24 protein-coding genes are annotated in these 25,769 nt (G+C 55.6%); 14 read left to right on the plus strand and 10 right to left on the minus strand.

Translation table 11 applies throughout. The features are described 5' to 3' along the window. Positions 1-23: 23 nt before the first annotated feature. Both Z946_RS0109100 and Z946_RS0109105 read right to left on the minus strand, forming a co-directional pair. The gene (locus Z946_RS0109100; protein WP_025055425.1) at positions 24-1,118 is read right to left on the minus strand and encodes a Hint domain-containing protein; all 1,095 of its coding nucleotides are present in this window, start codon (positions 1,116-1,118) and stop codon (positions 24-26) included. After that, positions 1,119-2,699 carry a Hint domain-containing protein gene (locus Z946_RS0109105; RefSeq protein WP_025055426.1) on the minus strand — a complete coding sequence of 527 codons (1,581 nt, stop codon included), beginning with the start codon at positions 2,697-2,699 and terminating at the stop codon, positions 1,119-1,121. Positions 2,700-2,983: 284 nt separating this feature from the next. Here Z946_RS0109105 and dapE point away from each other — a divergent pair, with 284 nt between their 5' ends. Genes dapE through rnr form a run of 4 tightly spaced genes read left to right on the plus strand, consistent with a single transcriptional unit; the run spans position 2,984 to position 7,412 of the window. Continuing rightward, positions 2,984-4,141: a succinyl-diaminopimelate desuccinylase gene (gene dapE, locus Z946_RS0109110; protein ID WP_025055427.1), complete on the plus strand. Its 1,158-nt coding sequence runs from the start codon at positions 2,984-2,986 to the stop codon at positions 4,139-4,141. Next, the gene (locus Z946_RS0109115; RefSeq protein ID WP_025055428.1) at positions 4,138-4,554 is read left to right on the plus strand and encodes a GNAT family N-acetyltransferase; all 417 of its coding nucleotides are present in this window, start codon (positions 4,138-4,140) and stop codon (positions 4,552-4,554) included. Before dapE ends, Z946_RS0109115 begins: the two co-directional genes overlap by 4 nt. Further along, entirely contained in the window at positions 4,551-5,135 is a 585-nt protein-coding gene (locus Z946_RS0109120; RefSeq protein ID WP_025055429.1) for a TIGR04282 family arsenosugar biosynthesis glycosyltransferase, read from the plus strand. Before Z946_RS0109115 ends, Z946_RS0109120 begins: the two co-directional genes overlap by 4 nt. A gap of 21 nt (positions 5,136-5,156) precedes the next feature. Further along, positions 5,157-7,412 (plus strand): ribonuclease R, encoded by a 2,256-nt coding sequence (gene rnr, locus Z946_RS0109125; RefSeq protein WP_025055430.1) that lies wholly within the window; start codon positions 5,157-5,159, stop codon positions 7,410-7,412. Here rnr and Z946_RS0109130 read toward each other — a convergent pair. Further along, a complete protein-coding gene (locus tag Z946_RS0109130; protein ID WP_025055431.1) occupies positions 7,381-8,109 on the minus strand; it encodes a glutathione S-transferase family protein in 729 nt (242 codons plus the stop codon). The two genes, rnr and Z946_RS0109130, sit on opposite strands and share 32 nt — an antisense overlap. 78 nt (positions 8,110-8,187) lie before the next feature. On the opposite strand from Z946_RS0109130, the gene Z946_RS0109135 reads away from it, so the two are divergent. Next, positions 8,188-8,901 carry a helix-turn-helix transcriptional regulator gene (locus Z946_RS0109135; RefSeq protein ID WP_025055432.1) on the plus strand — a complete coding sequence of 238 codons (714 nt, stop codon included), beginning with the start codon at positions 8,188-8,190 and terminating at the stop codon, positions 8,899-8,901. Between the two features lie 72 nt (positions 8,902-8,973). Next, positions 8,974-10,242, plus strand: coding sequence for a lytic murein transglycosylase (locus Z946_RS0109140; protein WP_025055433.1), 1,269 nt, complete (start codon positions 8,974-8,976; stop codon positions 10,240-10,242). Here the strand turns inward: Z946_RS0109140 and Z946_RS0109145 are convergent. Further along, positions 10,237-11,634: an aspartate aminotransferase family protein gene (locus Z946_RS0109145; RefSeq protein ID WP_025055434.1), complete on the minus strand. Its 1,398-nt coding sequence runs from the start codon at positions 11,632-11,634 to the stop codon at positions 10,237-10,239. The two genes, Z946_RS0109140 and Z946_RS0109145, sit on opposite strands and share 6 nt — an antisense overlap. A 70-nt stretch (positions 11,635-11,704) precedes the next feature. Next, on the minus strand, positions 11,705-12,394 hold the full coding sequence (locus Z946_RS0109150) for a GntR family transcriptional regulator (protein ID WP_025055435.1): 690 nt from the start codon (positions 12,392-12,394) through the stop codon (positions 11,705-11,707). Between the two features lie 147 nt (positions 12,395-12,541). Between Z946_RS0109150 and Z946_RS0109155 the strand changes: the two genes are divergently transcribed. The 5 genes from Z946_RS0109155 (at position 12,542) to Z946_RS0109175 (ending at position 17,853) form a co-directional block, all read left to right on the plus strand. Then, entirely contained in the window at positions 12,542-13,627 is a 1,086-nt protein-coding gene (locus Z946_RS0109155) for a polyamine ABC transporter substrate-binding protein (protein WP_025055436.1), read from the plus strand. A 74-nt stretch (positions 13,628-13,701) separates the two neighbouring features. Then, on the plus strand, positions 13,702-14,829 hold the full coding sequence (locus tag Z946_RS0109160; protein ID WP_025055437.1) for an ABC transporter ATP-binding protein: 1,128 nt from the start codon (positions 13,702-13,704) through the stop codon (positions 14,827-14,829). Next, on the plus strand, positions 14,826-15,707 hold the full coding sequence (locus tag Z946_RS0109165) for an ABC transporter permease subunit (RefSeq protein WP_037969140.1): 882 nt from the start codon (positions 14,826-14,828) through the stop codon (positions 15,705-15,707). The genes Z946_RS0109160 and Z946_RS0109165 overlap by 4 nt, the downstream gene beginning before the upstream one ends. Continuing rightward, positions 15,704-16,525 carry an ABC transporter permease gene (locus Z946_RS0109170; protein ID WP_025055439.1) on the plus strand — a complete coding sequence of 274 codons (822 nt, stop codon included), beginning with the start codon at positions 15,704-15,706 and terminating at the stop codon, positions 16,523-16,525. Before Z946_RS0109165 ends, Z946_RS0109170 begins: the two co-directional genes overlap by 4 nt. After that, a complete protein-coding gene (locus tag Z946_RS0109175; protein ID WP_025055440.1) occupies positions 16,525-17,853 on the plus strand; it encodes an NAD(P)/FAD-dependent oxidoreductase in 1,329 nt (442 codons plus the stop codon). The genes Z946_RS0109170 and Z946_RS0109175 overlap by 1 nt, the downstream gene beginning before the upstream one ends. Positions 17,854-17,874: 21 nt before the next feature. Here the strand turns inward: Z946_RS0109175 and Z946_RS0109180 are convergent, their stop codons facing one another. After that, positions 17,875-18,558, minus strand: coding sequence for a flagellar hook capping FlgD N-terminal domain-containing protein (locus Z946_RS0109180; protein ID WP_025055441.1), 684 nt, complete (start codon positions 18,556-18,558; stop codon positions 17,875-17,877). A 13-nt stretch (positions 18,559-18,571) separates the two neighbouring features. Beyond that, on the minus strand, positions 18,572-20,203 hold the full coding sequence (gene fliK / locus Z946_RS0109185; protein WP_081780805.1) for a flagellar hook-length control protein FliK: 1,632 nt from the start codon (positions 20,201-20,203) through the stop codon (positions 18,572-18,574). A gap of 116 nt (positions 20,204-20,319) precedes the next feature. Between fliK and Z946_RS0109190 the strand changes: the two genes are divergently transcribed. Together Z946_RS0109190 and Z946_RS0109195 are read left to right on the plus strand one after the other, a co-directional pair. Then, positions 20,320-20,601, plus strand: coding sequence for a rod-binding protein (locus Z946_RS0109190; RefSeq protein ID WP_025055443.1), 282 nt, complete (start codon positions 20,320-20,322; stop codon positions 20,599-20,601). Beyond that, positions 20,588-20,947 (plus strand): hypothetical protein, encoded by a 360-nt coding sequence (locus Z946_RS0109195; RefSeq protein ID WP_025055444.1) that lies wholly within the window; start codon positions 20,588-20,590, stop codon positions 20,945-20,947. Before Z946_RS0109190 ends, Z946_RS0109195 begins: the two co-directional genes overlap by 14 nt. 190 nt (positions 20,948-21,137) lie before the next feature. Here the strand turns inward: Z946_RS0109195 and Z946_RS0109200 are convergent, their stop codons facing one another. Both Z946_RS0109200 and Z946_RS0109205 read right to left on the minus strand, forming a co-directional pair. After that, positions 21,138-22,550, minus strand: coding sequence for a flagellar hook protein FlgE (locus Z946_RS0109200; RefSeq protein WP_025055445.1), 1,413 nt, complete (start codon positions 22,548-22,550; stop codon positions 21,138-21,140). 118 nt (positions 22,551-22,668) lie between these two features. Beyond that, positions 22,669-23,514: an OmpA/MotB family protein gene (locus Z946_RS0109205; RefSeq protein WP_025055446.1), complete on the minus strand. Its 846-nt coding sequence runs from the start codon at positions 23,512-23,514 to the stop codon at positions 22,669-22,671. Between the two features lie 145 nt (positions 23,515-23,659). Between Z946_RS0109205 and Z946_RS0109210 the strand changes: the two genes are divergently transcribed. Beyond that, complete coding sequence (locus Z946_RS0109210; RefSeq protein WP_025055447.1) at positions 23,660-24,904, plus strand: MFS transporter; 1,245 nt, start codon at positions 23,660-23,662, stop codon at positions 24,902-24,904. On the opposite strand, the gene trhO is transcribed toward Z946_RS0109210, so the two are convergent. Further along, positions 24,870-25,763, minus strand: coding sequence for an oxygen-dependent tRNA uridine(34) hydroxylase TrhO (gene trhO / locus Z946_RS0109215; RefSeq protein WP_025055448.1), 894 nt, complete (start codon positions 25,761-25,763; stop codon positions 24,870-24,872). The genes Z946_RS0109210 and trhO overlap by 35 nt on opposite strands. Positions 25,764-25,769 lie beyond the last annotated feature (6 nt).

Consider the following 25,769-nt stretch of genomic DNA (forward strand, 5'->3'; position numbering starts at 1 on the left):
TCGCCTCATCAAAAGTCTGTCGGTTAAGCAGCCCGCCTGCGCGCCAGATGGATCGCGTCATACCAACGTAAAACGTGGTGTGCGGGGCGGGAATGCTCCGGTAGATGTGAACGATCATTGCCATTTAACAAACTGCTGGAGAGGTTTTGATCGCTGCGTCTGATGCGCCCTATATAGAGGCTTTCGGCACAGGTTCCCGCCGCGAGAAGGGTCTCATGGCGCGGCAAAAGAAGTTGCGCATACGTAATGATCGGGCCGCAGGGTTCGGTCAACGCTGCAAAACCGTTGACCAGGTGGCGCGCTGGTACCAGCACCGCTTCTTGTCCAAACAGATATTCAACTTCCGGCCCGTCAATCAGCAACCTTTGGTCAGGCGCAACGATAATATCCTGCTTCAACCCAAAATATGGGGCACGCAAGCGGATGGGTCGATAGCTCCCTCGCGCGGGAACGCTTCGCGCGACCGTCTGGAGGATTGGCACAACACCGTCATCACGTGTGTGCACGGTATCGCCCCGCTTCAAATCCGATGCGCGCTTGTATCCCCATGGTGTCGCGATCGGGGTAGAGGGCAATAACGTCGGCATCGGACCAATAGGTTCGATCTGATCCGAAAGTGCCGCAAATATCATATCGCTTGCGAAGGTTTGTTCCGAGCGGCCCAGCATCAGATCCCTGATGTCATCCAGCGAAAGCGGTCTGGGGTTTTCGACAACGACACTGATTACAACAGTTTCTTCGGGTTTCTCCAGCGTCATACGGCCCCATTTAAGGGTGCTGTCCCATGAATAGGTGATCCGCACGACATCGGTTCGACCCGCTTCGGCGTGTTCAATAGCGGCATGGGTAATGTCCTCACCCTGTACCTGCACCATGGCGATGCCACCGCCCGGAATCGCCTGAAAAGTCAGGCTGCGCAACCACGGGTAGGTTGTCTTGTAACCAAAAAGTACTTGTGGCCTGCCATCTGCCGACAGGCGTGTTTCGAACATGATACTGCCACGGGTCAGAAGAGTGCGCGGGGTATCTTCAAGCAAGGGCTCGCTTTTCTTGTCAGCGCCGAGGCCCCGCAAAGAGAACCGTCTATCGTCGTGATCGCACAGAGCAAGCCAGGTCATTCAGGCCACCTTTGCCGCGCGCAGCAGATCTGCTTCATAGCGTTTGAGTGTGCGCCGCGCTGCCGGCGAATATCCCCGACCAGTTTCAGGGTCAATTTCAGGAAAAATGGCACAAATTTCGTCGACAATTTCCCTTTCGAAGCTGCTGGTCGTTTGTGGCCCGGGCAGAAAACTCTCGGTTTCCAGTCCTTCGGAAAACACCACTTGATGGCGATCAAACAGCAAGTGGACATAGGTGACTTCACCACCGACACGGCGCCTGACAGACCGGTCGTTCACAAGATCACGGGCGGCAACCAGTACTTCGCTTTCACCGAATAAAAGCTCGGCCAAGTTGTCGCGGATCAGCACCCGGTGCAACGGCGACACCAACAGGTCCCGGTGTTTGCCGAATGTATTGGCCCGAATATGAATGGGCGCAAAGTCACCCAAGGCTGCGACCTGACGTGTACCGGACCAACGCAGCGGTTGCGGTCCTTCATCTTGGGTCAGAACAAGGTCTCCGGGGCGCAGACGTTCTGCCGGACATTCTCCATCCGGCGTCGCGATCAAAGTGCCTGCGACAAAGCAAGGCACGCCCGTCGCGTTTACAAAGCCTACATCTGTATCGACGCCATTGTCGACGGTATAGGTGAAGTTGAAGTTCTCGACGTCACCGTCACCTGTAACCGTGAAGGTGCCATCGGCGTTCAGCTTGACGGTCTGCCCTGTTGGCAAGGTGATGATGTCGCCTGCCGACACGTCCACGCCATTAATCTGCACGATGGTCAGCGAGCCGGGGCCGTTGTTGATGTCATTGGCCAGAACGTCGATGACCTTGTCGCCCTCCGGGAACAGCTCAATATCGTCCGAAATCGCAACCAGGTCGGTCTGGACGGAATCGCCCGCAATCAACAGGTTTGAATCGTAGTTGCTGTCTGCTACGTCCGCGATGGCGATGCGCATGGAGTTCGTAACCCCGACGTTGACGTTCAGCGTGAGCGTTAGCGTGATGGTAAATCCGTCCATCTCGGTGTTGAATTCGTCATTCTGGTTATTGACGTACATGTTGATGTTGTTGGTGGTATTGACGTTGCCGGGGTCGACGTCCCCGTTGCCGACATCCATCGGTACAAGTGTGCCGTTTATCCAGACACCTACGAAATCCTGATAGATCGAGTTCTCGAATTCCGGATATTCTTCGGACGAAAAGATGAACTGCATCGTCATCGTGTCGGTATCGGGAATGAAGTCGACGTCCAGCGTGGCAGCGTCATAGGTCGCGGCACCAGCAGCGTTGTTGTACTGATTAAAGCCATTCGTGCCGGAGGTATTCGTCGAGGTGTTGGCCCGTTGGTTCGCATCGCCATTGGAGTTGGTGAAGTCTTCGGCATTACCGGTAGACATGATGACACCGGTATCTCCGGGCGCGACACCGGGCGCGACAGAGTCTCCACCTGAATAGATACCGGCGCTGTCGATATCACCATAGTAGGTTGCACCGGTTACAGTGACGCCATTCCCGAAGATAGAATTGGCCATGTCCGTAGCCGTTGTGCCTTCACGCACCGTATTAATCGGAAGCTCTGATGCTGCTACCATTGTCCTGCCTCAAATTTCGGCCCGAACAGCAATGGTCAGCACAGACAAAAAGGCGCAAAACGCCTGTGTCTGTTTGGTGGTGATGCGGTCAAATCGGCCCTGTTTTCAGGTGCTCTGTCTGTCCGCAATACTGCTGATGCCCTGCCTCGGGTCATATTATTGACATAATGCTAACAGCCAACAGCGGCACTGTTAAGCATTTCCTGCATCTCCCCCCTTGGCACCGCGCCATTTTCGCCACAAAAGAAGGGGGTTACCCGATTTCTGCCTGAAAAGGAGCCGATATGGCCCGCGTTCATGATGCCGTTGACCCTGTAGACCTAACTGCAAAGCTGGTGCGCTGCGCCTCAGTGACGCCTGCGAACGACGGGGCATTGGAGATACTGGAAGAGTTGCTGTCTGAGGCCGGTTTCAGCTGCGCATGGGCAGATCGCGGCGGTATCCGTAATCTTTTTGCCCGGTGGGGAAACAAGGGCAACACCAAGTCATTCGGGTTCAATGGCCATACGGATGTTGTTCCCGTCGGAAATCCCGATGACTGGTCTATGCCACCCTTCGGTGCCGAGATCAAAGACGGCATTATGTACGGTCGGGGCACCACAGATATGAAGTCAGGAGTTGCCGCCTTTGCCGCAGCAGCCATTGATTTCGTGCGGGAAACACCTCCTGACGGCTCTGTCATTCTGGCGATTACCGGCGACGAAGAGGGCGATGCCATTGATGGCACCACTGCGTTGCTTGAGCGTATGGAAAAGAATGGCGAGCGGATGGATGTCTGCCTTGTCGGCGAGCCGACCTGCCCCGAGAAGATGGGTGAGATGATCAAGATCGGGCGGCGTGGATCAATGACCATCTGGTTCAATGTCGTCGGAAAGCAGGGTCATTCTGCCTATCCGCACCGTGCCTTGAATCCCTTGCCTGCGATGGTGCGTCTGATGGACCGGCTGGCCAGCCATGAACTGGATCAGGGGACAGCCCACTTTGATCCCTCCACACTCGCAGTGGTGACGGTGGACACCGGTAACCCCGCCACCAATGTGATCCCGGCGTCTTGTTCCTCGGCTGTGAATATCCGTTTCAACGACACCCATTCCGGTGCAAGCCTGACAGAGTGGATCGAGGATGAAGTTGCAAAGGTCAGCGATGAGTTTGGCGTTGTGATCGATAGCAAGATAAAGATTTCCGGCGAAAGCTTTATCACTCCGCCGGGTGAACTATCCGCTTTGGTTGCCACAGCGGTGGAGAGCGAGACAGGAGTTGCTCCGATGTTGTCCACCACTGGTGGCACGTCAGACGCTCGCTTTGTCAAATCTCACTGTCCCGTGGTCGAATTCGGCTTGGTCGGTCAATCCATGCATCAGGTTGATGAGCATGTCCGCGTTGAACACATCCATCAGCTCAAGGCGATCTACGGTCGGATTTTGCGGGATTATTTCGCATGACAGCAGAAATCGCGCTGACGGATGACATTGCGACATGCCACGCCTTGCGCCGCGCTGTTTTCATCGAGGAGCAGGGCGTTTCCGAAGCCGATGAACTCGACGAACTTGATGACATCGCCTTGCATCTTCTTGCTATGGCGGAGGCTGAGCCGGTAGGCACCGCGCGCATTGTCATTGCTGATGGGGTTGCCAAAATCGGGCGCGTTTGCGTGGTCAAGGCACATCGTGGCACCGGTCTTGGCGCGGCTTTGGTGCGCATGGCGATGGATGTGTCACGGGGGAAGGCCGCAAAGGCAAAGCTTGGTGCGCAGGTTCAAGCAATAGCCTTTTACGAGGCTTTGGGGTTCACCGCTTTCGGGCCGGTCTATGATGATGCGGGTATCGATCATCGGGACATGGTGTGTGATCTTTGAAGCGAACGCTGATTATCATGGTCAAAGAGCCACGCCCCGGTCGCGTCAAAACGCGGTTGGGCAGGGATATCGGTATGACAGCGGCTGCGTGGTGGTTTCGCCATCAAACACGCAAGCTGTTGCGCCGGATCGAAGATCCGCGGTGGTCTGTCGTGCTTGCCGTATCACCTGACCGCGCGGGGCTGCAAAGCCGTGTCTGGCCCCAGCACATGTCGCGGCAGGCGCAAGGTCGGGGTGATCTGGGTGATCGGATGAAGCGTATGCTGGCCTGCGCAGAAGGCGGTCCGGCCTGTGTGATCGGTGCTGATATTCCCGGTATCCGTAGGCACCATATTGCACAGGCTTTTGCGGCGTTGGGTGCTCGTGATGCTGTTTTTGGTCCGGCCCCGGATGGCGGCTATTGGCTGATTGGTTTGAAGCATCCCCAGCGGCAGCCGCCGGATTTTCTGACGCATGTCCGCTGGTCAACCAATCATGCGCTGGCCGATAGCCGTGCCAGCCTGCCGGATTACCGTATCGCGACGATAGCCACGCTGCATGACGTGGACACTGTTGAAGATTTGTCCATGACGAACCCCTAGGCGCGTGCTACGTGCCTATGTATGAACAAACTCCCTACCAAAGCCGAGATCCTCGAATGGATCGAACAGAACCCTACCAAGGCCGCGAAGCGTGATATCGCCAAAGCCTTTGGCATCAAAGGTGCCGCACGGATCGACCTCAAGCGGATGCTGAAAGAGCTGGAAGCCGAAGGGCATCTGGAAAAACGTAAAAAGAGCTATAGCGACCCTGATCGCCTGCCGCCCGTTTCCGTTCTGGTGGTAACAGGCGTGGACGGGCAGGGGGATCTTTTTGCCAAGCCGATGGAATGGCAGGGCGCAGATGATCTTCCGGTCGTACTGATGGTGACCAAGCCGTCCGATCCTGCGCTTGGCGAAGGGGACCGGATTCTGGCCCGGCTCACGCAGGTCAAGGCAGATGATCATGCCTACGAGGGCCGGCTGATCCGCCGTATCGGCACCAACCCCAAGAAAGTTCTGGGCGTGTTTCGCAAGCGCACTGAAGGTGGGCGGATCGTGCCTATCGACAAAGGGGCAGACCGCGAATGGTCTGTGGCGGATGGTGACGTAAACGGTGCCAAGGACGGTGAACTGGTCGAGGCAGAACAGGCGGGTCCGAAGGGCCGCATGGGTCTGCCGCGTGCGCGCATTGTCAACCGGTTGGGGGATCCTTCTGCGCCCAAGGCTGTATCTTTGATCGCCATTCATCAACATGGAATACCTGATGATTTCCCCGACGATGTGATCGCGGAGGCAGATGCCAAGTCACCGATTGATTTAGGCAAACGCGAAGATCTGCGCGACATGCCTTTGATCACGATTGATCCATCGGATGCCCGCGACCATGACGATGCCTGCTACGCGCATGCCGATGATGATCCGAAGAACGAAGGCGGTCATGTTGTCTGGGTCGCGATTGCCGATGTCGCGGCTTATGTAACGCCGGGTTCAGCGTTGGACCGCGAGGCACGCAAGCGCGGCAACTCCACCTACTTCCCCGACCGCGTAGTGCCGATGTTGCCTGACCGGTTATCCGGCGATCTGTGTTCGTTGCACGAGGGTGTCGACCGGGCCTGTATTGCGGTGCGAATGGTTCTGGACACGAACGGGGCTAAAATATCGCACAGCTTCCATCGCGGCCTGATGCGGTCCCCTGCTTCGCTGCACTACGAAGAAGTGCAGGACGCTATCGATGGCAGGCCGAACGACCGCACAGGCCCCTTGTTAGAGCCTGTTTTGCAGCCTCTTTATGCGGCCTACGCTGCACTGAAAAAGGCGCGCGCCCAACGTCAACCGCTCGATCTGGATTTGCCTGAACGGCGTGTTGAGCTCGACGAAGACGGGACAGTCAAGTCTATCAACTTCAAGGACCGGCTGGATGCGCACCGGTTGATTGAAGAGTTCATGGTACTGGCCAATGTTGCCGCCGCCGAGACATTGCTGGCCAAAAAAACGCCGCTGCTGTTCCGCATTCACGAAGAACCGACGCAGGAAAAACTGGAAAGTCTGCGCGAAACGGCACAGGCGGCCGGGTTCAACCTTGCCAAAGGTCAGGTTTTGCAAACGTCTCATCTGAACAAGCTGTTGAATGATGCCGCAGGCACAGACGAAGCGGAGCTTATCAACCTCTCGACGCTCCGCTCGATGACGCAGGCCTACTATGGCCCCGCGCATATCGGGCATTTCGGTCTGGCGTTGCGGTCATACGCGCATTTCACCTCGCCGATCCGGCGGTATGCGGACCTGATCGTCCACCGTGCGCTGGTCACGGCGCATGGCTGGGGCAAAGACGGGCTGCAACCGGAGGACTTCGACACGCTTGAGCAGACCGGCGCGCATATCTCTGACACAGAGCGTCGCTCCATGATTGCCGAGCGGGACACAACCGACCGTTATTTGGCAGCTTACCTGTCGGAACGTGTCGGCAATGAGTTCACGGGCCGGATCAGCGGAATCGCACGTTTCGGTGTCTTTGTGAAACTGGATGAAACCGGTGCTGACGGTCTGCTGCCAATGCGGGCATTGGGGCGTGAATATTTCCACCATGATGCCGAAAGCCAGACACTGCGTGGCGCAGATACGGGGCTGATCATATCGCTGGGGCAGCACGTGAAAGTCAGGCTGGCAGAGGCTACACCGGTAACGGGCGGTATTTTATTGGAGCTTCTGGAGATCGAGGATCAAAAAATCTCTCAAGGGTCCAGGTCGCCTGCAGGCCGGTCACCACGTCGGAAATCGGCGAAGGCCAAACAGAAGAAAGACAAGATCAAGCGCAAAGTTTCGCGGACGCGGCGTTAGACGGCTTACCCATCGCATCACTTGATCTTTCGACATAGTGGCGCAAGACGGCGTCCTCTGAAATTCGGGTCTTCAGAAGTGTTTGACCCGGAGTAGCGATCATGTTTGCTAGCATTGCCGCGACCGATGCATCTGCCGCTGTTGGCTGATCCCCGAACAAGAACCGCCCGTGCCAAAGTCGTGTTGTTATGGCCTGCAAGTCAGGCTCGATACGCGCCAGCCGTTCTTGCGGGGATAACCGGCCCAAACCCTGCGCATGCATCCCGTCGAGACATGTTTTGCGCAGTTTGCGGGTTACGATCCCGCGCAATAGCCTGGGTATCATTCCGAAATAGGTGTCCCGAATGGTGGGCCAGACACTATCGTCCCCCCAGCGGTCAAGAACCACGTGAAAATACATATGTTCCTCTGCCATACGAATGAATGCGCGTGAAGTAGCCTTGTCCAACTCGGATAGCCCTCTGTCGAAGTCAGCTCCCTGTTGCTCCAGATAGTGCCGGATATTGTCACTGTCGGGTATGATATCGTCACCCGCCCGAAGGGCCGGTAGTTTTTGACGCGGCACCGATCGCGGGTCTGCGATATCTTCGCGCTGCCATGGCTGGCCGGACATATTCAGAAGCCAGATCGCTTTTACGCAAAACGGGCTTGCTGCGGGTTGACCGAAGGAAGGGGCGAAGGTGACGAGCGTAATCATGGTATACTCCTGAAAAGTTCACCGCTGGTCTAACATCCGATGCTGTCAATTATTGTCAGGATAGAATATGGTTTGTGGATGACCAGAACCCATCGCCTGTTTCAATTGATGACAACATTGCGACGCCTGCCAGCGCCGGTGCGTGCGACCCAGCTCGCAGAAGAACTGGGCACATCGCTCCGTACTGTGTACCGCGATATTGATGCACTTCGTGGTTTGGGTGCCGTTATCGATGGAGAAGCCGGTTTCGGCTATACACTGATTGAAGATGCCGCCTTGCCGCCGCTTGGCTTTGAGAACGACGAATTGGAGGCACTTGTTTTGGGGCTGCGTGATGTCGCGGTGATCGGTGACCCTGCGCTGGCAAAAGCTGCGAAATCGGCACTGGCTAAAATCACATCACGGGTACCGCCAAGGCAGGCGCATCGCTTGCAACATGCCGTTCTGGATGCGCGCCGCTTTGTCAGCCCCACGCCGCCCAAGGTAGATGTAGCAGACCTGCGCGCCGCAACGTGGGACGAGGAAACAGTGCGGTTTTCCTATGTTGACGGAAAAGGGGAGCCGACCCAGCGAGAGGTTGATCCGTTGGGTATCATTTACATGCAAGACACCAACATGTTGATGGCATGGTGCCATTTGCGCCGTGATTTCCGTGTGTTTAGGCTCGACCGGATGGATGACCTTGCCCGCACTGGTGCGAGTTTCCGCCCCAGACGTGTTCCTATGCTGCGGGAGTATACCGAGAAACTGCGGGCCGAAGCCCAAGCAAGAGCGGAAGGCCGCGCGCAATAGCTTACGAGGCTTTTCCGTTTCTGATATAGGCGTTACGCTTCGCGTGAGCAGGCATAGCGGGCAGGGCAGAGCATGGATTGGCGTATACTTTCGGCGGCTATTGTTTTGATGGCCGCGGCCAGTGACAGCGGGGCGACCGGCCCTGCTACGTCGATCAGACCGGCAGAGCGTTCTGGCGATATCGATTCTCGCGTTAAGACGAAGCAGACTGCGACGCAGGCAGGTCTTGAGCAATGGGTAGAGAAATTCCGCCCCCGCGCTCAGGCAAAGGGAATCACCGACGCAACTTTTGAAGTCGCCATGCGCGGTGTGCAATATGATGCGGGTGTCATTAAACGGGACCGAAATCAGGCAGAGTTCACCAAAACGATTTGGGACTACCTCGATACGGCAGTTTCTGATCTGAGAATTGCTAACGGGCGCAAGGCATTGGCGAAGTGGGACGACACTCTGTCAAAGATTAATAAACGGTTCGGTGTCGAAAAGGAAGTGATAGTCGCGATATGGGGGCTGGAAAGTGCGTACGGCACGTTTCGCGGATCGGAACCGGTGATCAATGGGCTGACTACGTTGGCTTATGATGCCCGGCGGGCCGAGTTCTTTGAAGATGAACTGATCCACGCGCTGCACATCTTACAGAACGCCGACACCACGGCGGCGCGGATGCGAGGCAGCTGGGCAGGGGCGATGGGGCATACCCAATTCATGCCATCATCGTTTCAAGCACATGCCGTGGACTTCGATCAGGATGGCCGCCGCAACATCTGGGAAGACAATCCGCGTGATGCTCTTGCCTCTACTGGCGCCTACCTGCGCCACTTTGGTTGGGTAGAAGGTCAGCCGTGGGGGGTGGAAATCAACCTGCCTGAAACTTTCGACTACACCTTGGCCGATCGTGATGACACACGTCTTCCGAGTGAATGGGCCAATTTGGGGATCGCGCCCGTGAACGGTGCTTTCGATGATGCCCATGGCGTGGGCAGCATATTGTTGCCGGGCGGGTCGGAAGGGGCCGCTTTCATGGTTTTTTCGAACTTCGCAGTGATCGAAAAATACAATACCGCTGATGCTTACGTCATCGGGGTGGGTCATTTAAGCGATCGCATCGTGGGTGCGGCTGCATTCGAACATGAATGGCCCCGCAGATTGCGCGCGCTTAGCAAACCGGAACGGATCGAATTGCAGGAACGTTTGACCGCGGCAGGTTTCGATACGGTCAAGATTGATGCCAAGATGGGGCCGCTCACTATCAACGCGGTGCGTCAATTTCAGAAAGCCAAGGGGCTGGTGCCCGATGGCTTTCCGTCATTGGACGTGCTGGAACGGCTTCGCGCCTTATGAGGCGGCCTTGAGCATGTCTTTGTCTTTGAGGTCTTTGTAGGTCGCATCCAATGCCTGCGTCGCCCGCTTGGTAAAGACCTCGATCTCTTCGGGTGTGATAACCAGCGGAGGGGAGATGATCATACGGTCACCCACATGGCGCATCACAAGGCTGTTCGCAAAGCAATGCTCGCGGCACATATAGCCGACAGCACCACCTTCGCCCGCAAACTTGGCGCGGCTTTCCTTGTGCGGTGTCAGCGGCAATGAGGCCATCATGCCGGATTTGTTGACAGTACCGACAAGGGGATGTTCGCCCAGCGTTTCAAGCGCAGCATGCAGGGCAGGAGCCGCCACATTGTGCACATGAGAAAGAATGTCTTCCTCTTGCATGATACGAAGATTTTCCATCGCTACTGCGGCGCAAACAGGATGGCCGGAATAGGTGTAGCCGTGGTTGAATTCACAGGCGTTGATCACTTCAGCGATCTCATCCGACACGATCGAGCCGCCAATCGGGGCGTAGCCCGAAGACAATCCTTTGGCAATTGTGATGATGTCAGGCGTGATGCCCATGGTTTCGCAGCCAAACCAATTGCCGGTTCGACCGAAACCGCAGATCACCTCATCGGCAATCAAAAGCACATCATATTTCTTACAAATGCGCTGGATCTCTGGCCAGTAAGTAGACGGTGGCACAATAACACCGCCCGCGCCCTGAACCGGCTCGCCGATAAAAGCAGCAACGTTTTCGGCACCAAGCTCAAGGATTTTCTCTTCCAGCTCTTGTGCCCGGGCCAGACCAAATTCCTCTGGCGTGTGGTCGCCACCTTCTGCCCACCAATCAGGTTGCCCAATATGATGAATGCCCGGAATCGGCATACCGCCTTGGGCGTGCATATAGGTCATGCCACCCAGTGACCCTGACCCGATGGAGGAACCGTGGTAGGCATTCTTGCGGCTGATCACGTGGCTTTTTTGCGGTTGGCCTTTTTCGGCCCAATAAACCCTTACCATACGCAGGTTGGTGTCGTTGGCCTCGGAGCCCGAGCCGGCGTAGAAGACGTGGTTGAGGTGCGCGGGCGTCAGCTTGGCAAGTTCAGCCGACAGGGCAATCGCGGGCACATGTGTCGTCTGGAAAAATGTATTGTAGTAGGGCAGTTCGTTCATCTGTCTTGCAGCGACCTGACCCATTTCTGGGCGGCCATAGCCCAGGTTCACGCACCACAGACCCGCCATTGCATCGAGAATTTCATTTCCTTCGCTGTCTGTCAGATAGACGCCCTTTGCCCGTGTGATCACCCGCGCGCCTTTAGCGTTCAGTTCATCCCCGGTGGTGAAAGGGTGCATGTGATGTGCAGCATCCAGCGCCTGCAGTTCGGCGGTGGGCAGGTGGTTTGTAACAAGTGTCATGGACAACGACCTTTGATGGCTGAAATGAGTTGTTCGCAGAATATGATCAAATTAGGCAAAGTCAATCGAATCAGGTGTCCTGCAATACGGTTTCAATCTGACTGGCCCCCTGCATGACGTCTTCCAACATCGCTCTTGCGGCATCTTCGGGGTCCCGCCGCCCGATAGCCTCTAGAAGGTCCTTATGCTTGTCAGGCAGGTTGCTGGTTCCGAACCGGCCACAGACCACACGCAACGAAGGGCCAAACCGAAGCCAAAGACGATCCACCGTCGCGGCCATTATCGGCGCGTTGGCAGCTTCATAAATCATCGCGTGAAAGCGATAGTTCTGTGTAAGGTAGCCGCCGATATCGCCATGGGCGATTGCGCGGTTAAGCTCTGTATCACATGCCGTAATCGCGGCCAGTCGGCTGGCGTCGATATTCATAACGGCCCGTCGGGTCAGCTCCGGCTCTAGCGTTTTACGCATAAAACCAAGCTCGTTTGCGCAATCGGGTGTCAGGATAGGAACACTGACGCGGCGGTTGCCTTGATGGGTCAGCGCACCTTCTGCAATCAGGCGGCGCAGCGCTTCTCGCACCGGGGTCATGCCCGCGCTCAACTGGGTTGTTAGGCCCTGGATCGTGACCGCTTGACCAGGTGCCAGATCACCAAACAGAATCATCGCACGGACCTGTTCATAGACCACCTGATGAGCAGGCATTTTCCCGGCATCTTCTGCGAGGAAGGGGTTTGCAGGGGCGATCACATCCAAATTCATTTCAATTGGCCCGATTATTGCACAAAATGGGCCACCTTGCGCAGGTGTACCCTGCATGAAAGCATAAAGCATCTTGCCGACAGAGGCAAAACTTGATCAAATTCACGCAATTCCGGGATCAACCCGGAAACCTTATGGGAGTAAGAAATGACATATCGTATTCTGAGTGGCGTTGCTGCGGCCGCGCTGATGGCGGGGACGGCGTTTGCCGAAGAGGTTCGCGTCTACAACTGGTCCGACTACATTGACGAAGCGCTGTTGGAGAAATTCGAGGAAGAAACCGGCATTGATCTGATCTACGACGTTTTTGACAGCAACGAAGTGCTGGAAACGAAGCTGCTTGCAGGTGGATCGGGCTACGACGTGGTTGTGCCATCGGGCACGTTCCTGCAACGCCAGATCACTGCTGGCGCATTCCAGAAACTGGATGCTTCCAAGCTGCCGAACTCCGCTAACATGTGGGATGTGATCAACGACCGGCTCAAGAAATATGACCCGACAGCGGAATACGCGATCAACTACATGTGGGGCACAACCGGCATCGGTGTGAACGCAGGTAAGGTCAAAGAGATCCTTGGCGACGACGCTCCGGTGGATTCGCTGGCGCTGGTTCTCGATCCCGCCAACATGGAGAAATTGCAGGATTGTGGTGTTCACTTCCTTGATGCCCCTGCCGAGATTATTCCGGCAACACTTGCCTATATCGGTGAGGACCCTGACAGCCAGGACCCCGATGTGATCGCAAAGACAGAGCCGGTGCTGACGGCGATTGCCCCTTATGTTCAGAAATTCCACAGCTCCGAATATATCAATGCACTGGCGAATGGTGACATCTGCGTCGCAATCGGTTGGTCGGGTGATATTCTTCAGGCGCGTGACCGTGCAGCAGAAGCTGATAACGGCGTAGAAATCGAATACTACGCACCGAAAGAGGGTGCGTTGATGTGGTTCGATAACATGGCGATTCCCGTGGATGCGCCAAACCCTGATGCCGCGCACAAGTTCCTGAACTTTATCATGGACGCGCAAAACATGGCGGATGCTTCGAACTACGTCTATTACGCCAATGGCAATAAAGCGTCACAAGAGTTCCTTGAGGAAGATGTGATCGGTGACACAGCGATCTATCCTGATGAGGCAACGCTGGAGAACCTCTATACCACGTCGCCCTATGGCCCCAAGGTACAGCGGACGGTGACGCGCATGTGGACCAAGATCAAATCTGGCACCTAAATTGATGAACGGGGCGTGGTTGTCATCAACCGCGCCCTTTTCCAACCTGTACCGATCAAAGGGACTACCTGCGCATGAGCCAGAACGTGTTCGCCCCATGGGATGACCCTGCCGAAAAGCCGCTGATCCGGTTTCAGAATGTTACCAAGCGCTTTGGTGAATTTGTCGCGATTGACGATCTGACGCTGGATATTTTCGAGCGGGAGTTTTTTGCGCTACTTGGCCCATCGGGGTGTGGCAAGACGACGATGATGCGGATGCTGGCTGGTTTTGAGACAGCGACCGAGGGCCGGATCGAGCTGGCAGGTCAGGATATCGGCCACGTTCCGCCCAACGAACGGGCGGTCAACATGATGTTCCAGTCCTATGCATTGTTCCCGCATCTGAGCGTTTGGGAAAATATTGCTTTCGGACTGAAGCGCGCCCGCCAAGGCAAGCAAGAGATTGAAGCCCGCGTTGACGAGATGCTTAAACTGGTCCGGCTCGAAAAATTCGCCAGCCGGAAACCACATCAGATTTCCGGGGGCCAGCGCCAGCGTGTCGCACTGGCGCGGTCATTGGCCAAAGCACCGAAACTGCTGTTGCTTGATGAACCTTTAGGTGCGCTGGACAAAAAGCTGCGGCAGGATACCCAGTTCGAGCTGATGGATATTCAGGAAACCACAGGCACCACATTTGTAATTGTTACCCACGATCAGGAAGAGGCGATGACTGTTGCCAGCCGCGTGGCCGTCATGGACGAAGGGCGGATCATTCAGGTGGCTACGCCTTCAGCAATTTATGAGCATCCGAATTCAGTCTACGTCGCCGATTTCATCGGGGATGTGAATATTATCGAAGGCAAGGCCAGCGCGTCGGGGCATGAGGAATACACGCTTGACTGGGCCGACGGGCAGCGCCCGATCACAGCGACATCACAAAAGCCGTTCTCAGACGGACAGACTGCCCACTTAGCTATCCGGCCCGAGAAGATACGGATTTCCAGCGATGCACCAACCGATGCGCCGAACGCGCTGCAAGGTAAAGTGCTTGATATCGCCTATCTGGGAAATCTGAGCACCTATCACGTGGAACTGCCGGGCGGTCAGGTGATCAAAGCGCAGACCGCAAACACCCGCCGCATCGCCCGCCGCGACATTACCTGGGAAGACCCCGTCTGGATTTCATGGAGCGCCACCGCAGGTGTGATGCTGGAGCAATGAGACTGAGCCGTGTCGCCCTAATTCTTGTTCCGTATCTTTGGCTTCTGGTGCTGTTTTTTGCACCGTTCCTTATTGTTCTCAAAATCTCGCTCTCGGACGCGGCGCTTGCCATTCCGCCCTATACGCCAACCTTCAAGGACGGCATTGCGGCTCTCATCAGCGAGCTTGATTTCGAGAATTTCATCTTTCTGACCGAAGATGATCTCTATTGGAAAGCTTATCTGTCTTCGTTCCGCATTGCGCTGGTATCGACGCTGCTGACGCTCTTGGTGGGCTACCCGATCGCATACGGAATGGCCAAAGCACCGGACGAATGGCGTGCCACGCTGATGATGCTGGTGATCCTGCCGTTCTGGACCTCCTTTCTGATCCGGGTCTACGCATGGATGGGTATTCTCAGCAATGAGGGGTTGTTGAACCAACTTCTGATTTGGCTTGGCCTGATCTCGGAACCGCTCACCATCCTCAACACCACGGCGGCCGTTTACATCGGTATCGTCTACACCTATCTGCCCTTCATGATCCTGCCGATCTACGCCGCCCTCGACCGGCTCGATACATCGCTGAATGAAGCTGCAGAAGATCTTGGGTGTACCCGTACACAAGCCTTCTGGCTGGTAACCATCCCGCTGTCGAAGAACGGCATTGTCGCCGGATCATTCCTGGTCTTTATCCCCGCGCTGGGCGAATTCGTGATCCCATCACTCCTGGGCGGGTCCGGCACCTTGATGATCGGTAAAGTGCTTTGGGAAGAGTTCTTTAATAACCGCGACTGGCCTGTGGCCTCTGCGGTGGCGGTTATTCTGCTGTTGATCCTGATCATTCCGATCGTGCTGTTCCAGCGTAACCAGCAAAAGCAGCAGGAGGCCGAAGAATGAGACGTATGTCATGGTTCAACGTCACGTCCCTGACGCTTGGCTTTGCCTTCCTCTACCTGCCAATGCTGGTTCTCATCATCTACAGCTTTAACGCGTCGAAACTTGTCACAGTCTGGGCGGGTTTTTCAACGAAGTGGTACGGCACTTTGTTTCAGAACGAGGCGTTCCTTGATGCGGCTTGGGTCACAATCAAGGTCGCGGTGGTTTCATCAACTTTGGCAACGGTGCTTGGGACGATGGCGGCCTATGTGCTGGTCCGCGGCGGGCGTTTCATGGGCCGCACGTTGTTCTCCGGCATGATTTACGCCCCGTTGGTTATGCCTGAAGTGATCACTGGACTATCGCTTCTTCTGCTCTTTATCGGGATCGGGCTTGATCGCGGTGTGCTGACAATCGTTTTGGCCCATACGACATTCTCGATGTGCTACGTGTCAGTTGTCGTTTCGTCTAGACTGGTCAGTTTCGACCGGTCTCTCGAAGAAGCAGCGCTTGATCTTGGCTCCACTCCTTGGGAGGCATTCCGGCTTGTGACGTTGCCGATCATCGCCCCTGCCGTCATTTCTGGCTGGTTGCTCGCCTTCACGCTCAGCCTCGATGATCTGGTGATTGCCTCCTTCACCTCCGGTCCCTCTGCCACCACCCTCCCGATCAAGATATTCTCGGCGGTGCGGTTGGGCGTCTCACCTGAGATTAATGCTTTATCTACCATCATGATCCTTATCGTGACGATCGGTGTTGTGACGGCATCACTTGTGACGAAACGAAATGCTGTACGTGCCCAGAAAGATGCCCGGAAAGCCGAGCGTGCGGAGGCATAATGCGTCACATCTATCCTGACTTCGCTTATTCTGACGCGCCGCGCGTGGGATGCTGGTGGGATGAAACCTGCGAAATACCGGACCGGCACGCACTAGACGGCGATCATAGCTGTGACGTCGCCATCATCGGAGGTGGCTTTACAGGTATATCTGCAGCCTTGCATCTGGCCGAAGCTGGTGTCTCTGTCAGTGTTCTTGAAGGTCGTCGGATCGGCTGGGGGGCGTCAGGCCGCAATGGCGGATTTTGTTGCTTAGGCGGAGGAATGCTTGGCAACGATGCACTTGAACAAGCTTTTGGCCGTGTGGGGCGCGATGAATGGCGACAAAGCGAAGTTGCGTCGATCCGTCTGGTTGAAAGCCTGTTGGAACGTTTTGGCTTGGATGTGGATCGCCATTCAGAGGGCGAAACCCAAATGGCGCACCGAGCCAAAGACTATGAAGCCATGGCCAGCGAAGTGGCGTTCTATAAAGATACCTATGGGCTTGATGCCCGTCTGACGCCCAAAGCACAGCTTGCCACCGAAGGGCTCAATGCGGGCTTTCACGGCGCGATCACCGTACCCATCGGCTTTGGATTGAACCCGCGTAAATACATCAAAGGTCTCGTTGCTGCGGCTGAGGATGCCGGAGCAGATGTGTTTGAACGAACCTTGGTTACGGAAATAGAACGCCGTAATGGCGGGTTTGACCTGCGGACAGCGCAGGGTTCCATTCGTGCCAAACGCGTTATCGTCGCAACGAATGGCTACTCTGCTGAAGACATGCCGGACTGGCTCGCGGGCCGATATATGCCCACCCAATCCACCGTGATTGTGACGCGCCCAATGAGCCAGTCAGAATTGGGTGCCCAAGGTTGGACGAGTGTCCAAGCCGCATACGACACGCGCCATCTTCTACATTACTTCCGCCTTATGCCCGATAACCGGATGCTTTTCGGCGTACGCGGCGGGCTTTTGGCGACGCCCGGTTCGGAAGAGCGCGCCGTTCGCAGGGCGCGGGCGGATTTTGATAGAATGTTCCCTGAATGGCGACAGGTGCAGACGCCGTACAGCTGGTCGGGAATGGTCTGCATTGCGCGCGACCGGATGCCATTTGTCGGCGAAGTTCCTGGTGAACCCGGAATGTACGCTAGCCTGTGCTACCATGGGAATGGCGTCGCTATGGCAAGCTATTGTGGGGCGATTCTGGCCGACCTTTTGCAGGATCAGGCTCCGAACAGAATTTATCCGCGAGCGGTTCAACGACCACTTGCCAAGTTCGAACTGGGCCGGTTGCGGCGCGCAGTCATGCCGATCGCTTATGCGGGTTTTGCATTGTCGGACCGCTGAGAAAACTGGTATTAAGGCAGCCTAAATACCGCTCGCTGGTTCGCGCAGGCCTGTAACATCGGTAGCCAGTAGACCAGAACCGCCTTCAAGGATCAGCACCGTTTCCCCATCCTGCAACCGTGTTTCTACAATGCGTCCGTATGTTTCTGCCGGCTCTGAGAGTACGATTTCGCCATTCGCCCAACTCTCGACATCAAAGCTGAAAAGGCCCTTGTCTAGGGGCCTGCCATCACTTGAGACCCCAGCCCAGCTTATGGGTTCTGCGGAAACGGGTATCCGCAAACGCTGCACTTCCTGGCCGGTGCCATCACGAACGATAAGAAAGACTTTGTCCGAGACGGCTGCTGGATTCGGCGATATCTCAATCGGAGACCCGTCAAAAAGAACAGGAGCAGTCGTACGCGTTTCCATGCCGATCCAATTTGCCATCTGACCCAGATTTCCTGCCGCCAGTTGGGAAGACAGAGAGCTTAGAAAATCGTTCGCCAACACTTGCTGCTCCACCATCGAAAACTGAGCAAGCTGGGCTGCGTATTCAGATGAATCAATCGGCTCCAGCGGATCTTGGTATCTTGCCTGCGCAGTAAGCATTTTAAGAAATGTCTCAAAATCCGAAGACAGGACAGAAGCATCCTGCGTAGGTGCGTTACTTTGCGGGCTGGCTGCCGATACAGTTGCTGCTGCGGTAGCGGGACTGATTTCCATAGTTTTTTCCTGTTCAAAGCCGAATATCGAGACCGGACGTTACTCCGGTAGAGACTGTGATATGGTCCGGTGGATGAGAAACGTCCGCGTCTAACGACAGCTTTTGTGTGGCTTTTGGTGATGCTTGATCTGCTGTTTCGTTATCAGCACCACCACCGCCGCTGAAAGAGAAGGAGATATCCCTATAACCAATTTCCTCAAACGCAGCTTCAAGCGAAGAAATATGCCGACGCATCATGTCGAGCGTCTCAGGTCGCTCGGTCAGGACGTTGACCATAATTCCGGTCTCTGACGATGTCATGGCAAGGCGCACACGACCCAATTCTTCGGGACTAAGCGAAATTTCAATGGGCCTGCTTGGCATATGCTGCATAACGTCGGCGATTTGACGGGCGATATGATGGGGCAAATCCATGCGGGTCGGACTGAATTGAGTTTGCAGCGTTGCCTGTTGCTGCACGGCTTCTGTCCTTAGAGAAAAGGCATCGGTTTCCAATGACCCTCCGGCATCCCGAAGCGCAAACGAAGGGGACATCACCTGAGGGGTTGTTTGCTTGGACAAGATTGCGCTGTGGCCAGAACGCGCTTGAGAAAATCCACTGTAAGTCAGTTTCGTTTGCTGGTCCGGCAGAGCGTGCGTCGATTCAGAGATGGTCTTTTCAGGCGTCTTTCGCGAGGGGGGATGTACGTTCGGCAGGGATTGCACGGGCGTATTTGCCAGTGTGATATCCGCTTTCTTGACCGAAAGCGCCACTGTTGGACTTGCCGTGCTGCTTTGCACCCCCGCATCTAGATTTATTGGTTCACGTCGTCCTTCTTGCTTATCGGTCACTTGCGGATAGAACTCAATTTTGCTTCCGCGGAGGAACACGCCGTTGGCGCCCTGCCCGATTTGGGATGGCGGTTTTTCCATCCCCGCTTTTGGCGGATGGTCCGAAACTGGCTGGCGCTTTAACTCTCCATCAACGGAGACGGCACGGGCGGCTTTTTCTACTGTTGACATCTCTCTATTCTCTGGCGTGACAGAGGAATTTGTCGGCTCGGTCTGTTCACTGTTGAAAGGATGCCGTGCTTCGGGAGGCGGTTTTGCGATGCTGGCAGCGGTTTCAAGATTTGTATGGCCATTCTGGCTTTTGGGATGTGGCGGGGCCTCATCGCTCCGCCTCCTGTCCGCAACCTTGTGATCGCTAGTGTGATTTAACGCTGGCCTCGGCCTGTCATTTACGAACTCCTTAGCGCTTTCAGCTGGTTTCGAAATCTCCAGTGAGGCTGGTGATGGACCTTCATCTGCTGTTTCAATCGGTTGGATTGGCTCGGTAATCGTCGAGGTCTGCACCGCAGCATCTGCCGGTGCGCGTTTTTGACGGACTGGTCCATTATTCTCGGACAATGCTTGATCCGGAGTTTTTTCATCAGCATCAGAGTATATCTCAATTACCGCTTCAGAATTGGCGGCGGCAGGCAGAGGCTCTTTCGAAACCTCATTCAGTTGCGCCAGAACGCTGCCGAATGGAAGCGGATCAGTCACCATCTCTTTTGAGTTGTCCCCCTGTAGAGGCGCTCCTGGTATCGTCATTTTTTGCCGGGACGTTTGAAGATCGGCACCCTTTGAATTCGATAAAGTCAGAAGTGGATTGGCCTGCATAAATTCCCCGAGAGTTCTTCTCTGTATTCGTCGCTTATGCGCCAACAGGGTTACCAGATATTTACTGAATGCGAGGCAGGATCACAAAAATAGCCCGCAATTTAAGGACCTCTCTCATGACCCAGATCCAGCCCATCGGCAGCAGTCTATCGCTTCCGAAGAATGAGAGCGCTTTGCGGGAGGCCGCTCAACAACTCGAAGCCAGCTTTCTAGCGGAAATGCTCAAATCTGCAGGACTTGGAACATCGAGAGAAAGCTTCGGCGGCGGGGCCGGAGAGGACCAGTTTGCTTCTTTTTTGGTGAAAGAACATGCGCTGGCGATGGTACGCGCAGGCGGTATCGGGTTGAGCGAATCGATATATGAAGCGTTAAAGGAGAAAGACAATGTCGGCCGGTAGAAACAGCCAGAAGATAACAGAGCTGAATGAACTGTTGGATGCAGAACGTGAGGCGCTGCTGAAAGGGGATTTAGAGAGTTTACAGGCTTTTTTTGTGCCGAAAGAGGCGCTCATTGATGCGATGAACGAGGTGCCGCAGACAGATCTGGCGGCCATGCGATTGCTCGACCAAAAAGTGAAGCGGAACCAAAAACTCATGGATGGCACCATGGAAGGCATCCGCTCAGTGGCAACGCGGATTGCCAATTTGAAAGACGTGAAGGGTGCTTTGGAAACCTACGGAGCTGATGGAAAACGGCGCGATATTTCGCTGGGTATCGATGCATCGGTGGAACGGCGCGCATGAGCGTTTGAATAAAAACAGGCCGAAATGGCTTTGTAGGGTTCAACATTCATTAATCTAGATAGGCCAAATCTGGAACTGCATCCGAGGTCGGGTGGCGCGTCGTATTCTAATCAAGCGGCTGCATTCGTCAGAAAGACATGTCGTTCAGCCCCGTCAGGGGTGGGACATAACGGACGCAAAGCGTCAATGACTAAAGGAACAGCTTCATGTCGAGCATTCTTACAAACAACAGTGCAATGGTCGCACTGCAAACTCTCAAGTCTATCAACTCGAACCTCGCCGGGACGCAGAACGAAATCTCAACCGGTAAATCCGTCTCTAGCGCCAAGGATAACTCGACTGTCTGAATCACCTTTGCGTTTGAACTATAGGCGCGCTGGGTCTGGATCATTGATGTCAGCTCCCCCGCGACATCAGTTGTCGACTCCTCAAGCGCGAAGGACAGGATATCGCCTGTCGGACCATCACTTGCGTCCCACAGAAAGAATGATCCGCTATCCACAGAAGGTTGGTAGGTCTGTTGATCCAGTGCGACCATGCCGTTCGGATTGGGCAGATCAACCAGTGGCACCTGATAGATGACCCGGGTGATCCCGGTGTCGAAATAGGCAAAAACATACCCGTTGGGGTCGACTTCGATATTGGTCATGTTCCCCACGGGCGATCCGTCTTTGGAGATTGAGATTGGTGCGAAGTTATCGGAGAGTTGCGTGATGCCGTCGCTTTCTCCGATCTGCCCGATATCAATTTCAATCGGCCCACCAGCGACATCCACGATCAGGGTTCCCGTCGCGGGATCATATGTGCCGCCCGGACCAGCAGAAGTGACGGAGAGCAAGGTCCCCCCGGCCGTTCGGTCATCGGCAAACTCCAACGTATACTCCCCAATGGTCACCGCCGGATCGACCGAATCTGTCATGGTCAGCGTCCAGGTATTTGATGATCCGGTGGCAGGCACTGTCGGTGTGAAAGTGATGTTGATATTCTCGGACGTACCAAGATTGTCGTAGTACTCTACGGAGAGCTCTGAAGGGTCCCCTACAGAACCGGCGTCAGTTTCTGTTGCCGGAAGATTGACGCCCAGCGTCATCCGCGTTGTCGGTTCACCCGAGAACTGGTTCACATTGATCTGGACAGGTTCCAGACCGTCGGCAGTGTCGCGAGGGTAGCTTGGGATCGTCCCGTCCGGTTGCGCAGGCCACCCCAACAGAACTAGACCGGAATTTGACCGCAAATATCCTTCTGAATCTGTGCGGAATGAACCGGTCGTCGTGAGGTACATTGGCGTATCACCATTGGCGACCTGCACCTCAGATGCTTGCGCCACCGGCAAAAAACCACGGCCACGCACGGCGAGGTCTGTGGCGTTGTTGGTGGACACGAGGGATCCGCGTTGGTCGATCAGCCGTTCCGTAACAGCGCGCACGCCGCCCGCAGAATAGGTGCCGCCGCGCGATGCAATCACGATTGAATGAAAGTCAGTCTCGACCCGTTTGTATCCGAAAGTAGATGAGTTCGCGATATTGTCAGAGATAGAGGCAAGCCGCGTTGCGTTCGCCTGCAGGCCTGCCACCCCGGCATTGAGCGAAGAAGAAATAGTCATAAGTAAGACACGCCTTTCTGATGTATCAAATCCGTCCGTTTAACGCATAGGCTGCCGCGCTTAATGCCGCGCTAACAGATAAAATGCCGTGTATTTGCATTCTGACATCTGGTCCGGGTCAGTCCCGCGATGTGTCCCGCAACAGGATAATTTCAACACGGTTGTTCCGCTTGGCCATTGTGTTCGATAGCACCGGTTCGCGGTCTGCGTGACCTGTCACTCTCATGACCCGCTTTGCGGAAATCTCCGACTCTCCAAGCATCAACCGAATGCGTGTGGCCCGTCTTTCAGACATTTCCCATGCCGGGCTTTGCGCAATCACGATCGGACTGGCTGCCACATGCCCCCCAACAGCGATATCGTTCGAAACAGCCTTGGCTGTAGAGGAAATGACCGTAACCAGATCTTTCAGCAATTGCGTCGGTGTATCGGTGCCTTCCTCAAACAGCGGAACCTGTTCTAGTTCGAAAAGCTCGATCACCAGACCTTCGTCGGTGATCCGTGTCACGATGTGACGCATCAGGTTTTCCATCACCTGAGTTTCACCACCACGTCCTACAAGAGCTTCTTCTATTGCACGCAGCTCATCCGTTTCGCGAGCAACAACAGTCGTTTCGGCACCGGTATCGCCCCGGGCGTTCTGTTCTTGCGCAGTGCGCGTTTCAGTGCCTCCGGTGCCGTTTTGAGGCAACGTCATTTCGGAAAAGATGCTGTCGCCGCCAAAGGCACCGTCACCGCCCCCTGATATCCGGTTGATCGGAATCGTTGGCGTAAAGTAATCCGCAAGACCCTTGCGTTGTTGTTCAGTTGTTGCATTCAGCAGCCACATCAACATGAAAAAGGCCATCATCGCGGTTACGAAATCCGCGTATGCGACTTTCCAGGCACCGCCATGATGCCCTCCGCCGCCAACGACCTTTTTACGTTTGATGATGACTGGCGCTGCGTTCGCTTGCGCACCCATCTCCACCACCTTTATTCACCCAAGGACCTGCATAGGGGGATGGGGCTAAGGAGAGCTTAACAGCTAAAATCGCTGCTACTTTTGTGAAGCACTTGCACACTCCCTAGCTTTGGCGCTTGATGCTGATGAAGGACGGGACATTACCATGTCAGCACAATCAATGGACACAGACAGCGGTTATGCTTGGTGCCGTTTGGGCATCACCATGCTGGTGGCGATTGTCGCCAATGCAGGCATGTGGGCTATCGTGGTCATCATGCCCGCAGTGCAGGCAGAATTCGGCGTCAGCCGCGCGGAGGCATCACTACCCTACACATTGAACATGATCGGGTTTGCGCTGGGCAACTTTGCAATAGGGCGCGCGCTTGACCGGTTCGGAGTGACAGTCTCGCTGATATTGGCGGCACTTGGAATACTGGCGGGCTTGGGGCTCGCCATTCTATCACAGTCTATTGCCGTGCTTTCGTTTGCCCAACTGATTATCGGCTTTGCTTCTGCCGTGGGCTTTGGTCCTTTGATCGCGGATATCTCTCATTGGTTTGTGCGGCGCAGAGGGATCGCAGTCGCCTTGGTGGCGAGCGGTAATTACCTGTCCGGCGCGATCTGGCCGATGGTCTTGGCTGGTGTGTTGGAAAACGACGGGTGGCGGGCGACGTATGGGCTGCTCGCCCTTGTAACGGCCCTCACAGTCACGCCCCTCGCGCTTCTTTTGCGCAGGCAGGTCAGCGTGCAGACAAGAAATCTGGCGCAGGCCGTTTCGGTACAGAACGCCAGCTCATCGGGGCTAAGTCACCGGACGCTCGCCTATGTTCTTGGCTTTGCAGGTATTGCGTGTTGCGTCGCGATGTCGATGCCGCAGGTACATATCGTGGCACTCTGTGTCGATATGGGCTTTGGACCTGCCGTCGGAGCCGAGATGTTGTCGCTCATGCTACTGGGCGGGGTTGGTTCGCGCATATTGTCCGGTCTGTTGGCCGACCGCTTGGGCGGCGTGCGGACCCTTCTGATCGGGTCGACCCTCCAAGGCATCGCTTTGTTTTTATACCTGCCGGCGGGTGGCCTCGTGTCGCTTTACATCGTCAGTCTGGTTTTCGGTCTGTCCCAAGGCGGTATCGTGCCCAGCTATGCACTGATCGTGCGCGAGTACATGCCGGCTCGCGAAGCGGGGGCTCGCGTTGGATTTGTCCTGATGGCGACGATTATGGGAATGGCGCTGGGGGGCTGGGTGTCCGGTCAGATTTACGACTGGACGGGGTCTTATCAGTGGGCATTCATCAACGGGATCGTCTGGAACGGCTTCAACATTGCGATCATGGTTTGGCTGTTGCTGCGCAGCAGACCGCGTTCGCCGGGCCTTACGTCTTCTGGGCCCGCGCCTCGGCCAGCCTGATCTGTTTCTGACGCTCACGGAACCGGTCTTTGTCCCAATCTGATGTCTGATCAATGCATTTGTGACAGCTTACGCCCTGCTCGTATTCGGGCCGCTCCATATCTGCGGGCAGAATAGGCTGGCGGCAACCGTGGCATAGTACATGGTCGCCTTCGCGCAGACCGTGTCCGACGCTCACACGCGCATCAAAGACAAAACAGTTGCCTTCCCAGGTGCTCTCTTCTTGCGGGACTTCTTCAAGATATTTCAAAATGCCGCCCTTGAGGTGGAAAACATCTTCAACCCCTTGCCCAAGCAGATAGTTGGTCGATTTTTCACAGCGGATGCCGCCGGTACAGAACATTGCGACCTTCTTGTTGTGAAACCGGTGCTTGTTCTGCTCCCACCATTCGGGAAATTCGCCAAAACTCTTGGTCTGTGGGTCAATCGCCCCCTCAAAGGTGCCAATCGCAACTTCGTAATCGTTGCGGGTATCAATGACCGCCACGTCAGGGCTTTGGATCAGTGCATTCCAATCCTGTGGCGCAACGTAGTTTCCGACTTTGCTGGCCGGATCAACATCCGGCTGGCCCATGGTCACGATCTCGCGTTTGATGCGGACCTTCATACGGGGAAACGGCGGGGTTTCAGACGTCGCTTCTTTCCATTCCAGATCGGCACAGCCTGGCAGGCCGCGCAAATGTGCGATCACTGCATCAATACCGGCCCGCGGGCCAGAAATGGTGCCGTTAACGCCCTCGTTTGCAAGCAGCAGTGTGCCTTTGACATCCTGTGACAGGCATAATTCCAACAGCGCAGGCTTGAGCGCTGCGGGATCGGCAAAGCGGGTGAAATGATAAAGCGCGGCGATTGTGTACATGGGCGG

The sequence above is a fragment of the Sulfitobacter noctilucicola genome, assembly GCF_000622385.1.
GTDB classification, from domain to species: Bacteria; Pseudomonadota; Alphaproteobacteria; order Rhodobacterales; family Rhodobacteraceae; genus Sulfitobacter; species Sulfitobacter noctilucicola.